General features: G+C 64.4%; 21 protein-coding genes and 1 tRNA gene. 17 read left to right on the top strand and 5 right to left on the bottom strand.

The annotated features are described in order from the left end of the window. Positions 1-45 precede the first annotated feature (45 nt). The gene (locus E4S61_RS11865) at positions 46-1,365 is read right to left on the bottom strand and encodes an NAD(P)/FAD-dependent oxidoreductase (RefSeq protein WP_135304148.1); all 1,320 of its coding nucleotides are present in this window, start codon (positions 1,363-1,365) and stop codon (positions 46-48) included. 7 nt (positions 1,366-1,372) lie between these two features. Next, on the bottom strand, positions 1,373-3,613 hold the full coding sequence (locus tag E4S61_RS11860; protein ID WP_167768485.1) for a sensor histidine kinase: 2,241 nt from the start codon (positions 3,611-3,613) through the stop codon (positions 1,373-1,375). A 130-nt stretch (positions 3,614-3,743) separates the two neighbouring features. Here E4S61_RS11860 and E4S61_RS11855 point away from each other — a divergent pair, with 130 nt between their 5' ends. Further along, the gene (locus tag E4S61_RS11855; RefSeq protein WP_135304146.1) at positions 3,744-4,619 is read left to right on the top strand and encodes a homoserine kinase; all 876 of its coding nucleotides are present in this window, start codon (positions 3,744-3,746) and stop codon (positions 4,617-4,619) included. Between the two features lie 32 nt (positions 4,620-4,651). On the opposite strand, the gene E4S61_RS11850 is transcribed toward E4S61_RS11855, so the two are convergent. Next, complete coding sequence (locus E4S61_RS11850; protein WP_135304145.1) at positions 4,652-4,867, bottom strand: hypothetical protein; 216 nt, start codon at positions 4,865-4,867, stop codon at positions 4,652-4,654. Positions 4,868-5,005: 138 nt separating this feature from the next. On the opposite strand from E4S61_RS11850, the gene E4S61_RS11845 reads away from it, so the two are divergent. Together E4S61_RS11845 and E4S61_RS11840 are read left to right on the top strand one after the other, a co-directional pair. Beyond that, positions 5,006-5,830 (top strand): NAD-dependent epimerase/dehydratase family protein, encoded by an 825-nt coding sequence (locus tag E4S61_RS11845; RefSeq protein ID WP_135304144.1) that lies wholly within the window; start codon positions 5,006-5,008, stop codon positions 5,828-5,830. Between the two features lie 46 nt (positions 5,831-5,876). Further along, positions 5,877-6,851 (top strand): C-terminal binding protein, encoded by a 975-nt coding sequence (locus E4S61_RS11840; RefSeq protein WP_135304143.1) that lies wholly within the window; start codon positions 5,877-5,879, stop codon positions 6,849-6,851. Between the two features lie 25 nt (positions 6,852-6,876). On the opposite strand, the gene E4S61_RS11835 is transcribed toward E4S61_RS11840, so the two are convergent. Then, the gene (locus E4S61_RS11835) at positions 6,877-7,329 is read right to left on the bottom strand and encodes a peroxiredoxin (protein WP_135304142.1); all 453 of its coding nucleotides are present in this window, start codon (positions 7,327-7,329) and stop codon (positions 6,877-6,879) included. 118 nt (positions 7,330-7,447) lie between these two features. Between E4S61_RS11835 and E4S61_RS11830 the strand changes: the two genes are divergently transcribed. Both E4S61_RS11830 and E4S61_RS11825 read left to right on the top strand, forming a co-directional pair. Further along, a complete protein-coding gene (locus tag E4S61_RS11830) occupies positions 7,448-8,098 on the top strand; it encodes an adenylate kinase (protein WP_135304141.1) in 651 nt (216 codons plus the stop codon). A gap of 34 nt (positions 8,099-8,132) precedes the next feature. Beyond that, on the top strand, positions 8,133-9,026 hold the full coding sequence (locus E4S61_RS11825; RefSeq protein ID WP_135304140.1) for a DUF106 domain-containing protein: 894 nt from the start codon (positions 8,133-8,135) through the stop codon (positions 9,024-9,026). Between the two features lie 34 nt (positions 9,027-9,060). Here the strand turns inward: E4S61_RS11825 and E4S61_RS11820 are convergent, their stop codons facing one another. Beyond that, the gene (locus E4S61_RS11820; RefSeq protein WP_135304139.1) at positions 9,061-9,690 is read right to left on the bottom strand and encodes a YIP1 family protein; all 630 of its coding nucleotides are present in this window, start codon (positions 9,688-9,690) and stop codon (positions 9,061-9,063) included. Positions 9,691-9,874: 184 nt separating this feature from the next. Here E4S61_RS11820 and E4S61_RS11815 point away from each other — a divergent pair, with 184 nt between their 5' ends. From E4S61_RS11815 to E4S61_RS11765, 12 genes are all read left to right on the top strand, one after another. Then, a complete protein-coding gene (locus E4S61_RS11815) occupies positions 9,875-10,129 on the top strand; it encodes a hypothetical protein (RefSeq protein ID WP_135304138.1) in 255 nt (84 codons plus the stop codon). A 96-nt stretch (positions 10,130-10,225) separates the two neighbouring features. Further along, a complete protein-coding gene (locus tag E4S61_RS11810) occupies positions 10,226-10,747 on the top strand; it encodes a stage II sporulation protein M (RefSeq protein WP_167768484.1) in 522 nt (173 codons plus the stop codon). 66 nt (positions 10,748-10,813) lie between these two features. Next, positions 10,814-11,392: a (d)CMP kinase gene (cmk, locus tag E4S61_RS11805; RefSeq protein ID WP_135304136.1), complete on the top strand. Its 579-nt coding sequence runs from the start codon at positions 10,814-10,816 to the stop codon at positions 11,390-11,392. A gap of 2 nt (positions 11,393-11,394) precedes the next feature. Further along, on the top strand, positions 11,395-12,285 hold the full coding sequence (locus E4S61_RS11800) for an RNA-guided pseudouridylation complex pseudouridine synthase subunit Cbf5 (protein ID WP_135304135.1): 891 nt from the start codon (positions 11,395-11,397) through the stop codon (positions 12,283-12,285). Positions 12,286-12,357: 72 nt separating this feature from the next. Beyond that, a tRNA-Pro gene (locus E4S61_RS11795) sits at positions 12,358-12,428 on the top strand. A gap of 229 nt (positions 12,429-12,657) precedes the next feature. Next, positions 12,658-12,864 carry a DUF7563 family protein gene (locus E4S61_RS11790; RefSeq protein WP_135304134.1) on the top strand — a complete coding sequence of 69 codons (207 nt, stop codon included), beginning with the start codon at positions 12,658-12,660 and terminating at the stop codon, positions 12,862-12,864. Then, a complete protein-coding gene (locus tag E4S61_RS11785) occupies positions 12,861-13,364 on the top strand; it encodes a hypothetical protein (protein WP_135304133.1) in 504 nt (167 codons plus the stop codon). The genes E4S61_RS11790 and E4S61_RS11785 overlap by 4 nt, the downstream gene beginning before the upstream one ends. After that, a complete protein-coding gene (locus E4S61_RS11780) occupies positions 13,361-13,729 on the top strand; it encodes a hypothetical protein (RefSeq protein ID WP_135304132.1) in 369 nt (122 codons plus the stop codon). Before E4S61_RS11785 ends, E4S61_RS11780 begins: the two co-directional genes overlap by 4 nt. Then, positions 13,722-13,850, top strand: a complete 129-nt coding sequence (locus tag E4S61_RS26515; protein WP_280663804.1) for a hypothetical protein — start codon at positions 13,722-13,724, stop codon at positions 13,848-13,850. The genes E4S61_RS11780 and E4S61_RS26515 overlap by 8 nt, the downstream gene beginning before the upstream one ends. Beyond that, positions 13,847-14,359: a hypothetical protein gene (locus tag E4S61_RS11775; RefSeq protein ID WP_135304131.1), complete on the top strand. Its 513-nt coding sequence runs from the start codon at positions 13,847-13,849 to the stop codon at positions 14,357-14,359. The genes E4S61_RS26515 and E4S61_RS11775 overlap by 4 nt, the downstream gene beginning before the upstream one ends. Further along, the gene (locus tag E4S61_RS11770) at positions 14,359-14,865 is read left to right on the top strand and encodes a hypothetical protein (protein WP_135304130.1); all 507 of its coding nucleotides are present in this window, start codon (positions 14,359-14,361) and stop codon (positions 14,863-14,865) included. Before E4S61_RS11775 ends, E4S61_RS11770 begins: the two co-directional genes overlap by 1 nt. After that, on the top strand, positions 14,862-16,520 hold the full coding sequence (locus E4S61_RS11765) for a DUF7845 domain-containing protein (RefSeq protein ID WP_135304129.1): 1,659 nt from the start codon (positions 14,862-14,864) through the stop codon (positions 16,518-16,520). The genes E4S61_RS11770 and E4S61_RS11765 overlap by 4 nt, the downstream gene beginning before the upstream one ends. Positions 16,521-17,010 lie beyond the last annotated feature (490 nt).

Genomic DNA, 17,010 nt, shown 5'->3' with positions numbered 1-17,010 from the left:
TTTAGTTGCCCGTTGGGCAACGCTGCTCGCGGCGACGCCGCTCGCTTACTTCGTGGCCCTGCGGGCCACGCGCTCCGCACACTCGTACCCCGCCACCACGCCGCCGTTGAGCGAGCGCTCGGGATACTGTGCCTTCGAGGCCATTCCGGCGTAGTAGACACCTTCGGCCACCTCGTCGCCGAGGTCGTACGGGATCACCATGTCGAGGTATCCGCGTTCGTACACGGGCGCGGTCCGCGGGTTGCGTGCAGTTCGCACCCAGTTGACGGCGTCGCGGTCGAACTCCGGGAACAGAGCCTCGATACCTGAGAGCCACGTCTCTCTGACTGCCTCGTCGTCCTGTTTCCAGATGTCCTCCTCGGGAGACTGGACGTATCGGGCGACGTACAGCAGGTGTTCGCCGCCGTAGCGCTCGGCCGGGACGAAGTTCGTGTGTTCGATGAGCGCGCCGAAGGGAGCCTCGTCGGCGATGTTGAGCCAGTAGGTGTCGAACAGCGACTCCTCCATACTGATGACCGAACAGACAGTCCCCTGGAAGTCGATGTCGCAGGCGTAGCCGGTGAGGGCTTCGAGCACGTCCGGCATCGTTGCCACGACGACGCTCTCGACATCGTGCGTGGTCGTCTCATCGCCGTCGGTGGCGGTCAGCGACGCGACCTCGCGGCCGGACGTATCGAGGTCGGTCACGCGCGTGCCCGTCTCGATGTTCTCGCGGCCGACGGCGTCGACGAGCGCGTCCAGCAGGCGGCCGAAACCGCCGTCGAGGTAGCCCAGAATCTCCCCGTTGAGGATGTCGCGCTCGCCGCGGAACTTCACGCGACCCAGCAGCCACGCGGCGCTCACGTCGTCTTTCCGGTCGCCGAACTTCGCGTCCAGCAGCGGTTCGAAGAAGTTCTCGTAGACGCCCCGAGTCGTATGCTCGACGACGAACTGCTCGATAGGCACGTCCTCGTAGTCCTCCAGTCGCTCGTAGCTGTCGAAGGAAGGGATACCGCCCCGCATGTCGACGTCGAGGACGAGCATTCCGAGTCGGAACGTGTCGTACAGCGAGAGGTGGGGGTACGCCAGAATCTCCCAGGGCTTGTCCATCGGGTGGACGACGCCGTCGACGTAGTAGGCGTTCTTGCCGATGCGCCACTCGACGTCCCGACCGAGGCCGAGTTCCTCGGCGAGTTCGACGATGGTCTCCTCGGATTTCGAGAGGTGGTGGTAGAACTTCTCGATGGGGTCGCCGGCCGTCTCGTACACCGCGGCCAGCCCGCCGAGGTCGTCGCTCGCTTCGAAGACGCGGACCTCGTGACCCTGCTGCTGAAGTCGATACGCCGCAGAGAGGCCGGCGATACCGCCGCCGACGACACCAATCATACTCGCCCTACCAGTCGTCCGGAGATTTACCTTGCGTTTCGACACTCGCGTCCGCGGTCGGCGACTTCCCGGGCGAGACGGCCGCGTCGTCGGCCGCCGAATCGTCGTCTCTCGCCCGCTGAAACTCCAGGACGGCGATGGTCCCATCGGGATGGTTGTCCTCGAACCAGACGTTGCCGCCGTAGAGGTCCATCATCACGGTGACGAAGTAGAGGCCGAACCCGCCGGCGGTCTGATTCGGCGTGAGCGAGCGCTCGAACACCGTCGCCTTCAGCTCGTCGCTGATGCCGAACCCGTCGTCGGCGACGTGAACCTGTACCCAGTCGCCGGCGTTCTGGGTGGTGATTTCGACATGTGGGTCGCCCGCGTTGTGTTCGACGGCGTTCTCGACGATGCTCGTGAGCACTTCGTCCGCGAGGCCGTTCGCCAGCACCTGCTTTTTGCCCACATCGAGCGTGACTGTGGCTCTCGGGTAGTCGCCACCGACGGTCTCGACCACTCGCTGAATCGCCGCCGAGAGGTCGACGGTCTCCAGTCGCTTCCCCTCGCTCGCGGCCACAGTCTCGTTGATGTCGCGGATGGTCTCGCTCATCGACGTGAGTTTCTCACACCACCGCTCGATACTGTCGACGTGGCGCTGCTGGTCGGGCGGAACGTATTCGCGGAGGTGATCGGCGCGCCCGCCCACGACCAACATGGCGTTGCGGAGCGAATGGCGCAACACGCCGTTGAAGAATTCGATCTGCTCGTTCCGTCGTTCGATGGAGGCGCGACTCTCGCGGAGTTCACGCTCTCGCGTGACCTGTTCTAAGGCGACCTGTGTCGTCCGAGCGAGTATCTCCGCGTACTGCTCGTCCTCCGGGGCGTAGGTCTCGCCCTCGGACCCGATGGCGACGACCCCGTGGTCGCCGAGGGGGAGCATGAGCGCCGTCTCTAACGGGCCGACGGTCTCCTCGTTGAACGACGCGACGCGGCGTTCGCCGGTCTCGTAGGTCCGCCAGAGGTGCCGGTCCGGCGTCTCCGCCGGGTCGACGTAGAGCAGGTCGTCGTCGACCTGTGCCTCGACGGCGTCGCTGACGACTGTCGGTTCGAGGTGACCGCGTTCGTTGTAGAGGAACACCCCGGCGGCGTTCTGGTCGAGGATGGTCGTCGCGAACTGCACCGTCAGTCGCGCGACCGTCTCTCGCTGGTCGGCCTCGATGAACTGCTGGGTGGCCGCCTGTAACGCTTCGAGACGGTCCTGCCGGCGGCGCTGTCCAGTCACGTCTCTGAGTACGACCAACTGACCCCGGACCGCCCCATGTTGGTCGGTAATCTCGCTCGTCTGCGGATCGTAGTACCGCGACGTTTCCGTTGCCGCGAACACGTCGCCGCGCTCGATGTTCGTCAGCAGTTTCGGGTCGTCGGCGGCGAGTGACCGCCCGGCCGGGTCGTCTCCGAGTATCGTGGCCGCGGCGGCGTTGTAGTCGATGACCGTCGCTTCGGTGTCTACTACCAGTACGGGGTCGGGCAATTCGTCGACGAGGAGGTCTCCTGCCAGCGGTGCGACGGTGAGGAAGTCGTATCGGAACAGCGCCACACCGATGAGCAGGCCGTTGAGCGCGAAGGTGAGCGGTGCGGGATTGATGCCGGGATGTGGTGTCGCACCGAGGACGAACAGTGCGTGCGCGCCGGCGGTGAACACTCCGGCGGTGAGTACCATGAACGTCTGCTTCCGGTAGAGGTTCCGAGAGCGCAGCAAGAACTCGCCGAACAGGACGTAGCCCGACCCGATGAGGCTGAACGAGATCACCGTCTGTATCGCGTACACCGTGCCGGTCCGGCCGACGAACAGTGACAGCCCGTTCCGAGTCACCAGCGTGACATCGGCGACGACGAGGCCATGCAGCGGATTGGTCAGCGCCAGCAGGGCGTAGCCGGACGGGAGTACCAACAGGACGCCGACGCGGACGGGCGTGAGCCACTCTCGGCGGCCGGTGTACGTGAGCGCGAAGACGACCCACAGGCCGACCATCGCTCCGGAGGTGAGCCTGATGAGCAAGAACAGCGTCGCTGCGACCTGTTGATCGGTCGTCAGCAGCCACGCGGCCTTGAGAAAACACCAGCCGCCGGCAGCGGCGATGAGCCAGCCGAACGGGACTGCGCCCGAAAGCGACCGGTTTCGCCACGCCGCGACGGCGAGGCCGAAGCTACAGACACCACCAACGAGGCTTCCGACGACGACCAGCATCGTCACGTTACCTTCCATGCCGCTCCTTGCCTGTCGGACATCGCTCCGGGTATTAGCACTTTGGGCGGCGTTCTCAATCCTGAGACTGTTTCGTGGGTCGCTGTGGCGGTTCGCTACCTTTTTGATGATACTGGGGAAAATCGCAGGCATGCTGACCGTCCGGGCGCCGGCCACCAGCGCGAACCTCGGGAGTGGCTTCGACGTCTTCGGTGTCGCGCTGGAGCGCCCGGCGGACGTCGTCCGCCTCTCGAAGGCCGACCGGACGACCATCGACGTGACCGGGGCCGGGAGCCAGTTCATCCCTGAGGACCCGGAGAAGAACACCGTCGGCGCGGTAGCGGAGGCGCTCGACGCCCCCGCCCACATCGAGATCGACAAGGGCGTCAGGCCGGCATCGGGGCTCGGCTCGTCGGCGGCGAGCGCCGCCGCGGCCGCCGTCGGTCTCAACGAACTGTACGACCGGGGGTACTCCCGCGAGGAACTGGTGCCCATCGCCGCGAAGGGCGAGGCCGTCGTCTCGGGCGATGCCCACGACGACAACGTCGCCCCCTCCATCATGGGCGGCTTTACCATCGCCACGGAAGCGGGCGTCCGACAGGTCGACGCCGCCATCCCGCTGGTGGCCTGTCTCCCCGACATCGTCGTCTCGACGCGGGACGCCCGCCGGGTCGTTCCCGAGACGGCCCGCGTCGAGCAACTGGTCGAGACCGTCGGCAACGCCGCCACGCTCACGACCGGGATGCACCGCGACGACCCCGAACTCGTCGGCGAGGGGATGCACGACACGGTGGTCACGCCCTCGCGGGCGAAACTCATCGACGGCTACGAGGCAGTCAGAGAGGCCGCGCTCACCGCTGGCGCGACGGGCGTCACCATCTCCGGGGCCGGCCCGACGGTCATCGCCGCCTGTGAAGAAGACCGGCAGCGAGCCATCGCCAGCACGATGCTCGACACCTTCGGCGACCGCGGTATCGACGCCCGCGTCTATCAGACCCGTATCGGTCGCGGCGCACAGATTTTCTGACTCGACCAGCGGCCGACCACTCGGCAAATCGACTACCGCAGTCCCAAGTCCCGCTCGGTGGGCGTCACCTCGACGGCCGTTCCACAGTCCGGACACGCATCCATCTCATCAACGATAAACGTCTTCTCACAGTCCGGGCAGGTCCGCAGCGCCGTCGTCGCCCAGTCCGGCGAATTCGTCGGGTGGCCGGGTGAGTAATCCTCTCGGCTGAACGTGGTTCTGAGCCGTCGGAGAAAATTAAGTCGCATTGTCACTCATCTCTCAGACGAGGGAATATGTTTTGTGGCCGACCAGTCGAACGAACAGGTCTCGTCAGTCGGCCCACCGGTGACGCGGCAGTTCCCCGAGGGGCGAGCAACTAAACTGGCCCTGCTCGAACGCCACGTATGGACGTTCTCGTCACCGGTGCGAACGGCACGGTCGGCACGGCTATCACGGACCACCTCGGCGAGGAGTACGCCTTCACGCGTCTCGACGTCGAGCGGAGCGACGAGACCGACGCGGTCGCGGACGTGCGCGAGTACGACGATATCCGGCCGCACTTCGACAGACAGGACGCCGTCGTCCATCTCGCGCTGACGCCCGGCACCGGCGGTCCCGACGACCGGTCGCTGGGGTGGTCCCAACCACAGTCCGATAACCTCGAAAGCATCCACAACGTCTACGAGGCGGCCGTGGACGCCGGACTCGACAGTATCGTCTTTGCCTCCTCGAACCACGCCGTCGGGATGGCCGAGGTACGCAACGCACCCGAAGTGTATCACGACACTGGCGTGCGGGCGGGCCACGACGAACCGCACCGGCCCGATTCGCGCTACGGCCTCACCAAGGCCTACGGCGAGGACCTCGGGCGACTCGCGGCGGAGGCCCACGGTATCCGCTTTTACGGCCTCCGCATCGGCTCGGTGCGCGACCCCGAGTACGACCATCCCTACGGTGACGCCGAACGCGGCGTCGAGGAGGGTCGCTGGGAACGGGGTAGCGACGACTACGAGGAGCAGGTGGCCCGGATGAAGGGACTCTGGCAGTCCCGCCGCGACCTCGCACACATGGTCGAGTGCTGTCTAGACGACGAATCCGTCGAGTGGGACCACTTCTACGGCGTCAGCGGCAACGAGCGCCGCTGGCTGGACGACCTCGAATACGCCCGCGAGACCATCGGCTACGAGCCACAGGACGACGGTGAGGAGTGGGACGGACCGCCAGCGTGAGTGGGTCCGGGACAGCCTCTTTGTAGTGCCCGTCCGGAACACCGGCATGGACTACACGGTCGTTCTCTCTGATAACAAGACGGTCGACCCGACGACGCAATCGGAGATTCTAGAGGCCGCGGGGGCGACGATCGAGCTTCTCGACGAGAAGACCGAATCGGCGGTCGCCGACGCCGTCCAGGGCGCGGACGGCATCATCGTCGACGCGGGCACACCTATCACCGAAGCGGTCCTCGCGGGGACCGAGACGCTTGGCGTCGTCGGCCGGGCGGGAATCGGCGTCGACAACATCGACGTGGACGCGGCCGCCGAGCACGGTATCACCGTCGTGAACGTCCCCGACTACTGCCTCGACGAGGTGTCGACCCACGCGCTCTCGCTGTTGCTGGCCTGCGTGCGAGCGGTTCCGCACTACGACCGGGAGGTCAAAGACGAGACGTGGGACTGGGAGACCGGCCAGCCGCTCCACCGGATGGCCGGTCGCACGCTCGGGCTCGCCGGGTTCGGCCGCATCGCTCGCCGCCTCGCGTCGAAGCTCCGCGCCTATCGTCTCGACGTAATCGCCCAGGACCCGAACGTCGACGCGGCGACGATGGAAGACTACGGCGTCGAGAAAGTCTCCTTCGAAGGACTCCTCGACTGCTCGGACTTCCTCTCGGTCCACACGCCGCTCTTCGAGGGGACCCGCCATCTGTTCTCGACCGATGAGTTCGAACGCATGCGCGACGACGCCGTCCTCGTCAACACGTCACGAGGACCCATCCTCGACGAAGACGCGCTGGTCGCGGCGCTGGACGACGGCGAGCTAGCGAAAGCAGGACTGGACGTCCTCGACAGCGAACCCCCGTCCCCGGACAACCCGCTGTTCGACAGAGACGACGTCGTTCTCACGCCCCACGTCGGCTGGTACTCAGAGGAGAGCCGCTCGGATCTCTCACGGGGCGTCGCCAGCGACGTCGCGGCCGTCCTGCAGGGAGAGGCCCCGTCGAATCCGGTCGACCCCGAGACGCCGTGGCTCTGACGCATCTGCGCTGAGAACCGACGGGCTACCCGCCCTGGACGTACTCGTTGCGCGTGTCGTTCAGCACGTCCCGCGCATGACCGGACGGGTCAGAGAGTTCGGGATCGTATACCGCCTTTACCTCGTCGTCGGCGAGAACGAACGTCCGCCGGTCGGTGCGTCCTTCGCTGCTATCGAGGCCGAACGCCTCGGCGACACTGCCCTCGGGATCGGCGAGCAGGTCGAACAGCAGCCCCTCTTCCTCGGCGAACTCGTCGTGGGTCTCCACGTCGTCCATCGAGACGCCATAGACGGTGATGCCGCCCTCGCGGAACTCCGGGAGGACCTCTTGGAAGTCGCGGGCCTCGATGGTACACCCGCCGGTGAAGTCTGCGGGGTAGAAGTAGACGACTGTCGGGGCCGAAAAATCAGGACTGACCGTCTCACCGTACTGGTTCTGTGCGCTGATTTCGGGGGCGCGGTCGCCGGGTTCGAGCATACCCTAGCGTAGGCCGCGATGAGTTTACCGATTTGGGTCGTGGCGAGGGCACAACGCTTTCGGTTCGGACGAGTCGTGTTTGGACAACCATTTAACGCACGCCGGAGAATCCGTGAGCATGTCGAACCCACGAATCCTGATTCTCGGGCCGCCGGGAGCCGGTAAGGGGACACAGAGCGCGAACCTCGCCGAGGAGTACGATGTGCAACACATCACGACCGGCGACGCGCTCCGAGACAACAAGGACATGGACATCAGCGACATGGACACGGAGTACGACACGCCCCGTGAGTACATGGAAGCCGGCGACCTAGTGCCCGACGCCGTCGTCAACGCCATCGTCGAGGAGGCACTCTCACAGGCTGACGGATTCGTCCTAGACGGCTACCCGCGCAATCTCGACCAGGCCGAGGAACTCGAAGGGATGACCGACTTAGACGTCATCCTCTCGCTGGAAGTCCCCCGCGAGGAACTCGTCGAGCGCCTGACCGGCCGCCGGGTCTGTGACGACTGCGGTGCGAACTACCACGTCGAGTTCAACCCGCCCGAGGAAGCGGGCGTCTGTGACGAGTGCGGCGGCGAGCTCATCCAGCGCGACGACGACAACGAGGAGTCGGTCCGCAACCGTCTCGACGTCTTCGAGGAGAACACCGCGCCGGTCATCGACCACTACGAGAATCGCGAGTCCTTCGTCATCATCGACGGCGAGCAGACCCCCGACGAGGTCTGGGACGACATCGAAACCGCGGTCGACGCCCGCGTAGAATAAACGTTGATAAGCCGTCATCGCTGAACACAGTACAATGGCACGCACCGCGCCGAAGGTAGACCGACTCGCCGACGAAGGCGAAGCAATGACCGACGCGCTCGCGACGGTCCTCTCGGTCGCCGAGGAGAAAGGCACCGTCACGTGGAGTGACGTCAGCGACGACCTCACCAGCGGCGAGTGGGGCCGACTCATCGAATCGGGCTTGCTCATCGACGCCGACGGCGAGGGGTTCGTCATCGACGACCCCGACGGCGTCCGCGAGGCGCTCGACGAGTCGGACCCCGAACCAGCCGACGACGACGAGGACGGCGGGTGGAGCACGTGGGACAAACTCGCCGGCCTCGCGACGCTGGGACTGTTCGCTGGCTACTCGCTCACCTCGGTCCGTGACGCCATCGGCGGCGTCATCGACATCGCGCTCGGACCGCTCGCAGAGCTCGTCCCGTTCTACGTCGTCATTCTCGTCTTGGCCGTCTTCACTGGCACCACGTCCTCGATTCTGCAGGACCAGCTGATGGACATGGACGGGATGCAGGACAGTCAAGAGCAGATCAAAGACATCCAGAACCGCCTCGAAGACGCGAAGGAGCGCGGCGACGACGAGGCCGTAGAGCGCATCGAGCAGGAGCAGATGGAGGCGATGACCGAGCAGATGGGGTCGATGTTCGCCATGTTCCGCCCGATGGTCTGGATCATGCTCATCAACATCCCCGTCTTCCTCTGGATCTACTGGATGGTGTTCGGCACCGGGATGACCGTCGAGGCACCGGTCATGACGTTCCCCATCATCGGCGAAGTCGCCAGCTGGCAGGAGGGCGTCGCCGGACCGATGCAAGCGTGGATCGTCTGGTACTTCCTCTGTTCCATCTCCTTTACCCAGATCATCCGGAAGGCGCTCAACGTCGAGACCAGCCCGACCGCGAGCTGACGACCGCTCGTATTTTCACGATGGCCCACCTGGGTCAGGACATTCCGGGAAACAGACGCGTCACGAAGAAGAGTCCGGCACTGATGACAACGGGAACGACAACCGCGACGAGCGACCGAATCAGTGAGAGGTGGAGCGAATATCGAATCGCGTAGCTCCAGAGCCACATGCTCCAGAAGAACCCGACCATGCTGACGGTACTCGCGACCGTAAACAGCGGGTGGGTCTGTATCTGTGCGACGACGGCTCCGGCCGCCGGGTCGATCTGCGTGTAGATGATACCCTTCGCCATTACAGAGACGACGGATGCAGCTATTTGGCCGACAAATCCCCAGCCAGCGAGTTTCAGTAACTTCCGGAAATCGCCGCTCCCGTCAAAGAGGTACGTCGCCACAGTGAAAAACGCCCCCGCGTAGAATATCCACAGCAGGAACATCGTCAGGATGGTCGTGATCCATCCGAACGCTACACCCGCGTAGAGATACACCATCGCTTCTCCCGAGACTCCCTGCGAGCGAAGCGGAACCAGTACCAGGGAGTTGATGCCGACGAACACACCGGCCAGCGCAACGACGACGGCCGGACCGAGGAGAGCGGGGTCCCGCCGTTCCCGGGCGAAGAACTCGTTCGGAGACGTGACGAGGTCAACGACCTGTCGGTTCATAATCTCGACCTCGACTCCATAATTTTTATATCTACTGTCTTCTGTGTACGATCGACACACATGTATATGAATGGGTGGCCATCTAATACTTCTCTATAGAGTATTATTTAATGCAATGAGAGTGAGTTTTTTATGACAGGAAAGTATACGGGTCGATGGGGAAATAGTCCCCGCGATTGCCACTATGGGAGAATCCACAGAATCCAGTTCGCCTGCTAGTGTAGCACTGCTCACCACCATCGCCGCCGTTGCGATGCTCGCCCTCACTGTTGGGAGCACTGCAGCCGCGACGCACGCCGGTATCGTCCTGACGGGTGCCGGTGCCGCGACGCCCATTCCCGGCGATGCGATGGTCGGCGTCACCGTCTTTAGCGCTGGCGCGAAGATGATGCCGAACGGTCCCGGTGGTATCGCCGCCAAGGCCGGCGTCATGGGGTAAACGGGAGCGAACTTCCCGTTTTTCATGCTTGTTGCTCGTTCGAATCGAGTATTTCAGTCTCTCTCCCGTAGCCGACGATACGTTCTGTGCGGCGTAGTGCTCTACGGTATCGGTTTCCTCCTCGGCGGTGCGCTCGGGTCGACGACCGGGGCCGTCGACCCGTCGGCGCTCCCGGCAAACTGGTCGCCAGCATCACCCAGCCTCGCCTCGATAACACTGTTCGACATTCTCGGCGTCAACCTTCTCAACGGACTGTTGATGGCCGTCGGTGCAGTGTTTTTCGGCACGCTCACCGTCGTGTTAGGGTTTCAGAACGGGTTCGCACACGGCGTCGTCGTCGGGACGAGTCTCGTCGAGTCAGGATCACCGGGGCTGGTCGCGCTGTTGTTCCTGCCCCATGCAGCCATCGAACTGCCCGCGATATGGCTCGCACTCGCGGCTGGCCTGCGTCCGGTCGGTGGGTTCCTGGCATATCTCCGCTCGAACCGAGCCGACCCCATCCGACGTTCGGACATCGAAGACGCAATCGCGTTGTTCCTCATAGCCGAACTACTGATTCTGGTCGCCGCATTCATCGAGTACTTCGTTACGCTCCGACTGGCCCGCTCGCTCGTCTGAGTCAGGTCGTCGTCTGACACCGCGTGAAGACACAACTCCTTTTATCGCCTCCCTCGGAGAACGACCATGTTGATCACCGTCTCCGGTCCCGCTGGGAGTGGCAAGAGCACACTCGCCAAGAGCTTGGCCGACGCGCTTTCCTACGACCACGTCAGCGGCGGGGACATCTTCCGTTCGCTGGCCGAGGAACGGGGGATGACACCGCTTGAACTGAACAAGGCCGCAGAAGAGGACGACCAGATAGACCGCGACCTGGACTGCCGCCTGCGTGACATCGCCGCCGAACGCGACAACCTCGTACTCGAATCCCGTCTCGCGGGCTGGATGGCCGGCGAGTACGCCGACATCAAGCTCTGGCTCACCGCACCGCTTTCCGTCCGCGCCGACCGCATCGCCCAGCGGGAGAACAAACCCTTCGACCAGGCCCGTGCCGAGACCGAAGAGCGCGGCGAGAGCGAAGCCCAGCGTTACAACGACTACTACGACATCGACTTCGACGACCTCTCTATCTACGACCTCTCGGTCAACACCGCCCGCTGGGACCCACAGGGCGTTCTGAGCGTGACACTCCACGCGATCGACTCCTACCGCGCCGACGGCGACGAGGGGAAAGCACCCATCGAGAACATCCGGTACGAGTTCTGACAATGCCCTTCCGTGGCCCACCCGGCGAGCGCGATCCCGATACCCTCCGGTCGTTCGGCGTCGTCAACCTCGATAAACCGCCGGGACCGTCCGCTCATCAGGTCGCCGCGTGGGTCCGCGACGCCACCGGACAGGACCGCGTGGCCCACGGCGGGACGCTCGACCCGAAAGTCACCGGCTGTCTTCCGATCCTGTTGGGCGACGCCGCACGGGCGGCCCGGGTCTTCGACGACGCCGTCAAGGAGTACGTCGCCGTCCTCGAACTCCACGGCGACGCTCCGGCGGACTTCGAGACGGTCGTCGCCGAGTTCGAAGGCGAGATCTACCAGAAACCGCCGCGCAAGAGCGCCGTCAAACGACAGCTACGCGTCCGCCGCATCCACGCCCTCGACGTGCTCGAACGCGAGGACCGCCGCGCGCTTTTGCGCGTCCGCTGTGCATCGGGTACCTACATCCGGAAGCTCTGTCACGACATCGGGCTGGCGCTCGGCACCGGCGCGCACATGGGCGACCTCCGCCGCACCGCCACGGGCACCTTCGACGACGCTGCCCTCGTGACGATGCACGACCTCGTGGACGCGTTGGCCTTCACCGAGGACGGCGACGACGCGTCCCTCCACGAGGCCATCCAGCCCGCAGAACGCGCACTCGTTCACCTCCCTCGTGTGACCATCGCTCCCAGCGCCGCCCGCGAAGTCGCCAACGGCGCGTCGGTGTTCGCCCCCGGCGTCATCGACGTTTCCCCGGCCGAGGTCGGCAACATCACGCCCGAACGGGAGTCGCTCGTTGCCTGCTACACCCCCGACGGCGGTGCGGTCTGTCTCGGCACGCTGGTCGGCGACCCCGACGCCGACAGCGGTACCGTCGTCGCCCTCGAACGCGTGCTGGTCTGACCCCCGGTACGACGGCCCACGGCGTCGGCAAAGCGAAGCCCTTAATTAAAACACCCCCCTCCTCCCGAGTGCGGGACCGTGGGGTAGCGGTATCCTCGGCGCATGGGGTGCGTCGGACCTGAGTTCGAATCTCGGCGGTCCCACTCAATTTCTACCCGGATGGAAATTACGCGACTCACAGTGCTACTGCAACCAAATTCCTGACTACTGCCAAGTGCAGTAAACACCCGTCTTTAAGTACGAGGTGGTCGGCGTGAGTTCCGACACCTCGGAGACGGACGCAACCGCGCGCGTCTGCGAGTTCTGTGGGTTCCCGATTACCGACGAGGAACAGCGCTGTCCGGCGCTGGATAACGGGAGGTGCTGTCCCTGATGCCGTCTTGCGACAACTGCGGGGCGCACGTCTCCGCGGACTACCGCCGCGTTCGAGCGGGTAACGACGGCAAACTCCACGCCTGTCCTGCCTGTACGAACCCGGCGACCCGCCAGCGCGACGCTGCTGGCGTTTCCTCAGCGTACGCCGTTCGAAGCGACGAGAGAGGTCAGTCCATCGCCACCGACGGAGGTGACGACGCGTGACGACCGACGTGACGCTGGAGACGCCATGTCTCGCAGATACCTGCTGGCAACGCACCGCCGTCGACTCCGGTCGCGTCGACGACTTCGACCTCTGTCCGCAGTGCTTCCCGAACGGCTGGGACGACGTCACCGAGGAGATCGACACGTTCCTCTACAGCTACCGGAACGGGTCGAAGCTTCACCGAAGCGTCGACTACGACGGCGAAACCGATTTCTCGATGTTTGGCCCGAACAGTGGCGACAACGGGCTGGCCGCGAAGCTCGAAGACCCCGAGTTCGAACCTGACTACGAGTTCGAGTGGGACCGTGAGAACCGAGGCGAGCCGATGACCGATGGTGGTACCGTCGAGAACGGTACTGACCACTCTGGACTACCGCTCCGAGATGCCAGACCGTGCGACTACTGTGAGTGCGAATCAGTGCGTCCAAGTGGCCGCTGTGGTGCCTGTGGTCGCTTCCGTTCTGTGGACACAGCCACTCACCAGGAGGGAGAGCAGTGACGCTCTACCCGACCGGCGGGGAAGCGGCCACGCTGGCGCTCGGCTACTGCGTGCTCTCGTGGGTCGCTGGGACGCTCTACGGAGCGTACGCGTGGGAACGCGCGAATGACAACCGGTCACTCCGCGAACTCTGTGGATTCGACAGCGAGGAGATCGTCACCGACGGCGGCCGCGAGACGTTCGACTGTGACAACTGCGGCGACGAAACCCTGACCTCCGAACGTTTTCGCTACCTCCGACCGGACCAGCCCGACGAAGGTCCTATTCAGTCCGACGACCTCTGCCCGCGTTGCTCGACGCGGAAGGACAACTCGCGGCTGTTTCGCTCCGGTGACGACCTGATAGGCGGTGATTCCGATGCGTAGGTCTATCGCGCGAGAGCATCTGCTCGGCGCGATCGTCTGGGCCTACGCTGGTGGCTCGGCGACGGTCAAACAGTGGTCGCCCACGGCGAAGGCATCGCGGTTCCGGAGGGTCGTCACGTGAGTACCGATACGCTGGCCGACCCGAAGGCCATCGGGACCGACGTCGAGACGCTGGTCATCGACGCTATCGACGTGCTCGATGCCGCGGTCGATGCCGACGACCACTACGACGCGGTCACGACCGGCCTGTTCGAGCCATCGACTATCGATGCTGGCGTTCCGGTTCGATGGGCGACGCCGCTTGTCGAGAGTGAGGAGCGCCTCGAAATCAAGGCGTGCGTCCTCGAACGGTCGAAAGGCACGGCTACGGCCCACGGTTCGTGGTGTTTCAAGGGCCGCGACACCGGACAGCACCGCTGGTTAGTCGATGAGTCCGCGGTTTACGTCCTCGCGGTCTATGAGTCCGGAGCGGCGAAGGAATTGGTCGCCGTCGCGGTCGTCCCGGCCAGCATCATCGACGAACATCTTCGCGGCCGCTGGTACGCGGTTGACCGACGCGAAGGGACCTGTGCGCAGTTGCGTTGGTCGAACGTGCTCGATGCCGCGGTCGTCGAGGGGGCCGATGACTGATGCCCTCGACGTCACAGGCAGGCGACCGCCGCGAGCGGTTGCACTGCGAGGGTATCCGGAAGCGTATCAGCGAAGATCCGGCGAGGTGGCTCGACTGGGACCTGCTGTCTCACGAGTTCCGCCGGAAGATGGTGCTGACGCTCATCGACGGGATGGACAGCGTCGAGCGAGTTCGCGCGTGGCGAGCTGCCGAGCGCCGGCTGGCCGCCCGTTACGATCGCGAACCACGGGCGAAGGTTATGCAGCGCCTCGACCAGCGTGAGGAGTGGCTCGACCTCCACGGCGAGCGCCCCGACCGGCTCCCGCACGGCCCACGACGGCCGTGTGACTGTTGCGGCGACGAGGACGGCCCGACGGCCGCCGAACTGCGCGAGCGCGACGAGGAAGAACGTGCGAACGTGAGCGCTGGCTATACGCCCGACAGCGTAGACACGAGCGAGACCTCACCGGAGACCGAGGCCGCGACGCTCGGTCAGTACGCGACCGACGGAGGTGAGCGCCAGTGACGGGTGTCGTCACTAGCATCGAGGACGTCATCGACCTCCAGCCCCACCGTATCGGTGCGCACACCATCTTCGACAACGGTGGACTTTCGCCGTACTGGGCGATGGTGAGTCAGTACGAGCCTGACCTCGATGAACGAGAGGAGACGTTCACCTTCGACGACATAGAGTACGAAATCGTCCGGTCGAGCCACTGGCAGGGGAAAATCGAAGCTCCGCCATCGGCGACATTCGACGGTGCGATGAACGAGTACAAACTCGGAGTGTACGCCGCGGACGACCCGCACAACGAACTGGGCGCTGACTTCACGTTCAGGCCCGGATTTCCGAAGGCTTGCCACGTGGAGACCGGCGACCTCATCGGCGGGATGCCGACCGAGTGTCCCGAGTCTGTCCGTGTCCAGATTGAATCGACGAACCTCTCGCAGTTCGAGGTTCTTGGTCTGCTCCAGTCGCTCGCCTCGTACCTCTCTATTGATGCTGGCTACTTTGTCGAGGCTCACGAGTGGTCGCGCATCTACGCGCTTGAACTCTACGGGCGCATCGAGCGCGACACTGCAACGGGGAAGGTCGCCGGGAAGGGCGGCGTCCTCGAACACCTCTCGCAGTTCTCGAACGGGCGCGGTCGCGGCGAACATCACTGGGACCACGAGGCTATCAAGGGCCACTACGAGGCCGTCGCACTGTCTCCTGACAACTGGAAGCGGCTACTGCCCGACCAGACGCTAGCGAAGCGGCTGAAGTGCTATCAACCGAAGTGGGTCCGATCGGAGACATCGAGCGACGACCCTCTGTTTCACCACAAAATCGAGTGTCAGTACTGGGCCGACTACTACCCTGACGGCGAGTCACCGATTCAGTGGACCGGCTACGATACGGCAGTCGCGGAGTTCCGCGAGACCGTTGTGAACGCGCTCCATTGGGCTGGTGTCGATTTCGCGCCTGATTCGGACGTCTGGATTGAAGACCCGTACTTTGAGCCGGGGCAGGCTGATGACGCGGTCGGCGTGCGTCCGAACCCAATGCCCGACCTTGAGCAACAGACCCGCGCCGACGCGGCTGACCAACTCGCTGGTCCGGGGACAAGCGAAGGCGCATGGGACGTGCTCGTTGCGATGACCGACGGCGGCGGTCGGCACTACCAGGAGGTCGCCGACGAGGCTGGGAAATCAGCGTCGACGGTCTACCGTGCCGCCGAGCGCTTCGCCGATATCATCGAGGTCGACAACGGCATGGTTCGGTTCCGTGACGGCGTCGTTCGCGACCAAATCGAGGAGATCGCCGAGCGCTGGCAGTCGACGAAAGAGACCACGATGGACTCACTGAAGCGCGTGGCCGACCGAGCGTCGCCGTTCTCGCGACGAGATGACGGCGAGCCGAGCGCCCTGGAGCGCTGGGCGAACCGTCACGGCATCGTCGTTCACTCGACGAAAGACCCGCTGGAGATGGAGTTGAAGCGGCCAGTAGGCTTGCAGGAGATGCTGAAGATACTCCGCTCGGGGCTAGACGCCGCGGAGGCGTCACCGCTCCCCAGCGAGCGGTTCGAGAACGCACTCATCGACTGGACGGGGCTTGACGGTCAGGTCCGGAAGGGCCGTCGAGTCGTGAACAACGGACGGTTCCTCGGTAAGCACGAGGTCCACCGGTCCATCTGGTAGCCGGCTCCAGCAGAGAGGCATCACTATCCAGCGGGCGGTTTCATTTATATACCAACCGCGTTCCATCCCGTTCATTCACGTAATTTTGTTCGGCGATCGGCCCGACAGCCGGTGGCTTCGCGGGCGCTTTCGCACCAGCTGGGCAAGGCCCCCTTAGGTAGTGTACCGAAGGGTACTCAATCCAAATACCCACCCCTCCCTTCGGTCGGGCTGGACCGCACCGCAAAACCGCAATACTACCGCCACCGCACTGCAGTCGATTGCCTGGTTGCTATAGAGATCTATACGAGAGCCTGGGTATCGCAGAGGACGCATCGGATGATGTTGTCAAGGTCGTGGCCAGCCGGCTTTCGGCGAACTTCCACCCAGACAACAACGGCGGTGATTGAGAAGAGCACAAACGGATTCAACGGGCAAAAGAAGCGGTGCTGGATGGATGACGAGCCCTCAGTCCGGAAGATGACTGGTGGCTCGTGATAGAAGGGTGCCC

It is taken from the genome of Haloarcula amylovorans (assembly GCF_004681185.1).
Lineage (GTDB): Archaea > Halobacteriota > Halobacteria > Halobacteriales > Haloarculaceae > Haloarcula > Haloarcula amylovorans.
This window is presented reverse-complemented; position numbering and strand designations above follow the sequence as displayed.

What these genes read in the sequence shown, in the direction of transcription:
- E4S61_RS11865 (WP_135304148.1), bottom strand. Translation starts at nt 1,365, where the DNA reads ATGATTGGTGTCGTCGGCGGCGGTATCGCCGGCCTCTCTGCGGCGTAT.
- E4S61_RS11860 (WP_167768485.1), bottom strand. Translation starts at nt 3,613, where the DNA reads ATGGAAGGTAACGTGACGATGCTGGTCGTCGTCGGAAGCCTCGTTGGT.
- E4S61_RS11855 (WP_135304146.1), top strand. Translation starts at nt 3,744, where the DNA reads ATGCTGACCGTCCGGGCGCCGGCCACCAGCGCGAACCTCGGGAGTGGC.
- E4S61_RS11850 (WP_135304145.1), bottom strand. Translation starts at nt 4,867, where the DNA reads ATGCGACTTAATTTTCTCCGACGGCTCAGAACCACGTTCAGCCGAGAG.
- E4S61_RS11845 (WP_135304144.1), top strand. Translation starts at nt 5,006, where the DNA reads ATGGACGTTCTCGTCACCGGTGCGAACGGCACGGTCGGCACGGCTATC.
- E4S61_RS11840 (WP_135304143.1), top strand. Translation starts at nt 5,877, where the DNA reads ATGGACTACACGGTCGTTCTCTCTGATAACAAGACGGTCGACCCGACG.
- E4S61_RS11835 (WP_135304142.1), bottom strand. Translation starts at nt 7,329, where the DNA reads ATGCTCGAACCCGGCGACCGCGCCCCCGAAATCAGCGCACAGAACCAG.
- E4S61_RS11830 (WP_135304141.1), top strand. Translation starts at nt 7,448, where the DNA reads ATGTCGAACCCACGAATCCTGATTCTCGGGCCGCCGGGAGCCGGTAAG.
- E4S61_RS11825 (WP_135304140.1), top strand. Translation starts at nt 8,133, where the DNA reads ATGGCACGCACCGCGCCGAAGGTAGACCGACTCGCCGACGAAGGCGAA.
- E4S61_RS11820 (WP_135304139.1), bottom strand. Translation starts at nt 9,690, where the DNA reads ATGAACCGACAGGTCGTTGACCTCGTCACGTCTCCGAACGAGTTCTTC.
- E4S61_RS11815 (WP_135304138.1), top strand. Translation starts at nt 9,875, where the DNA reads ATGGGAGAATCCACAGAATCCAGTTCGCCTGCTAGTGTAGCACTGCTC.
- cmk (WP_135304136.1), top strand. Translation starts at nt 10,814, where the DNA reads ATGTTGATCACCGTCTCCGGTCCCGCTGGGAGTGGCAAGAGCACACTC.
- E4S61_RS11800 (WP_135304135.1), top strand. Translation starts at nt 11,395, where the DNA reads ATGCCCTTCCGTGGCCCACCCGGCGAGCGCGATCCCGATACCCTCCGG.
- E4S61_RS11790 (WP_135304134.1), top strand. Translation starts at nt 12,658, where the DNA reads ATGCCGTCTTGCGACAACTGCGGGGCGCACGTCTCCGCGGACTACCGC.
- E4S61_RS26515 (WP_280663804.1), top strand. Translation starts at nt 13,722, where the DNA reads ATGCGTAGGTCTATCGCGCGAGAGCATCTGCTCGGCGCGATCGTCTGG.
- E4S61_RS11770 (WP_135304130.1), top strand. Translation starts at nt 14,359, where the DNA reads ATGCCCTCGACGTCACAGGCAGGCGACCGCCGCGAGCGGTTGCACTGC.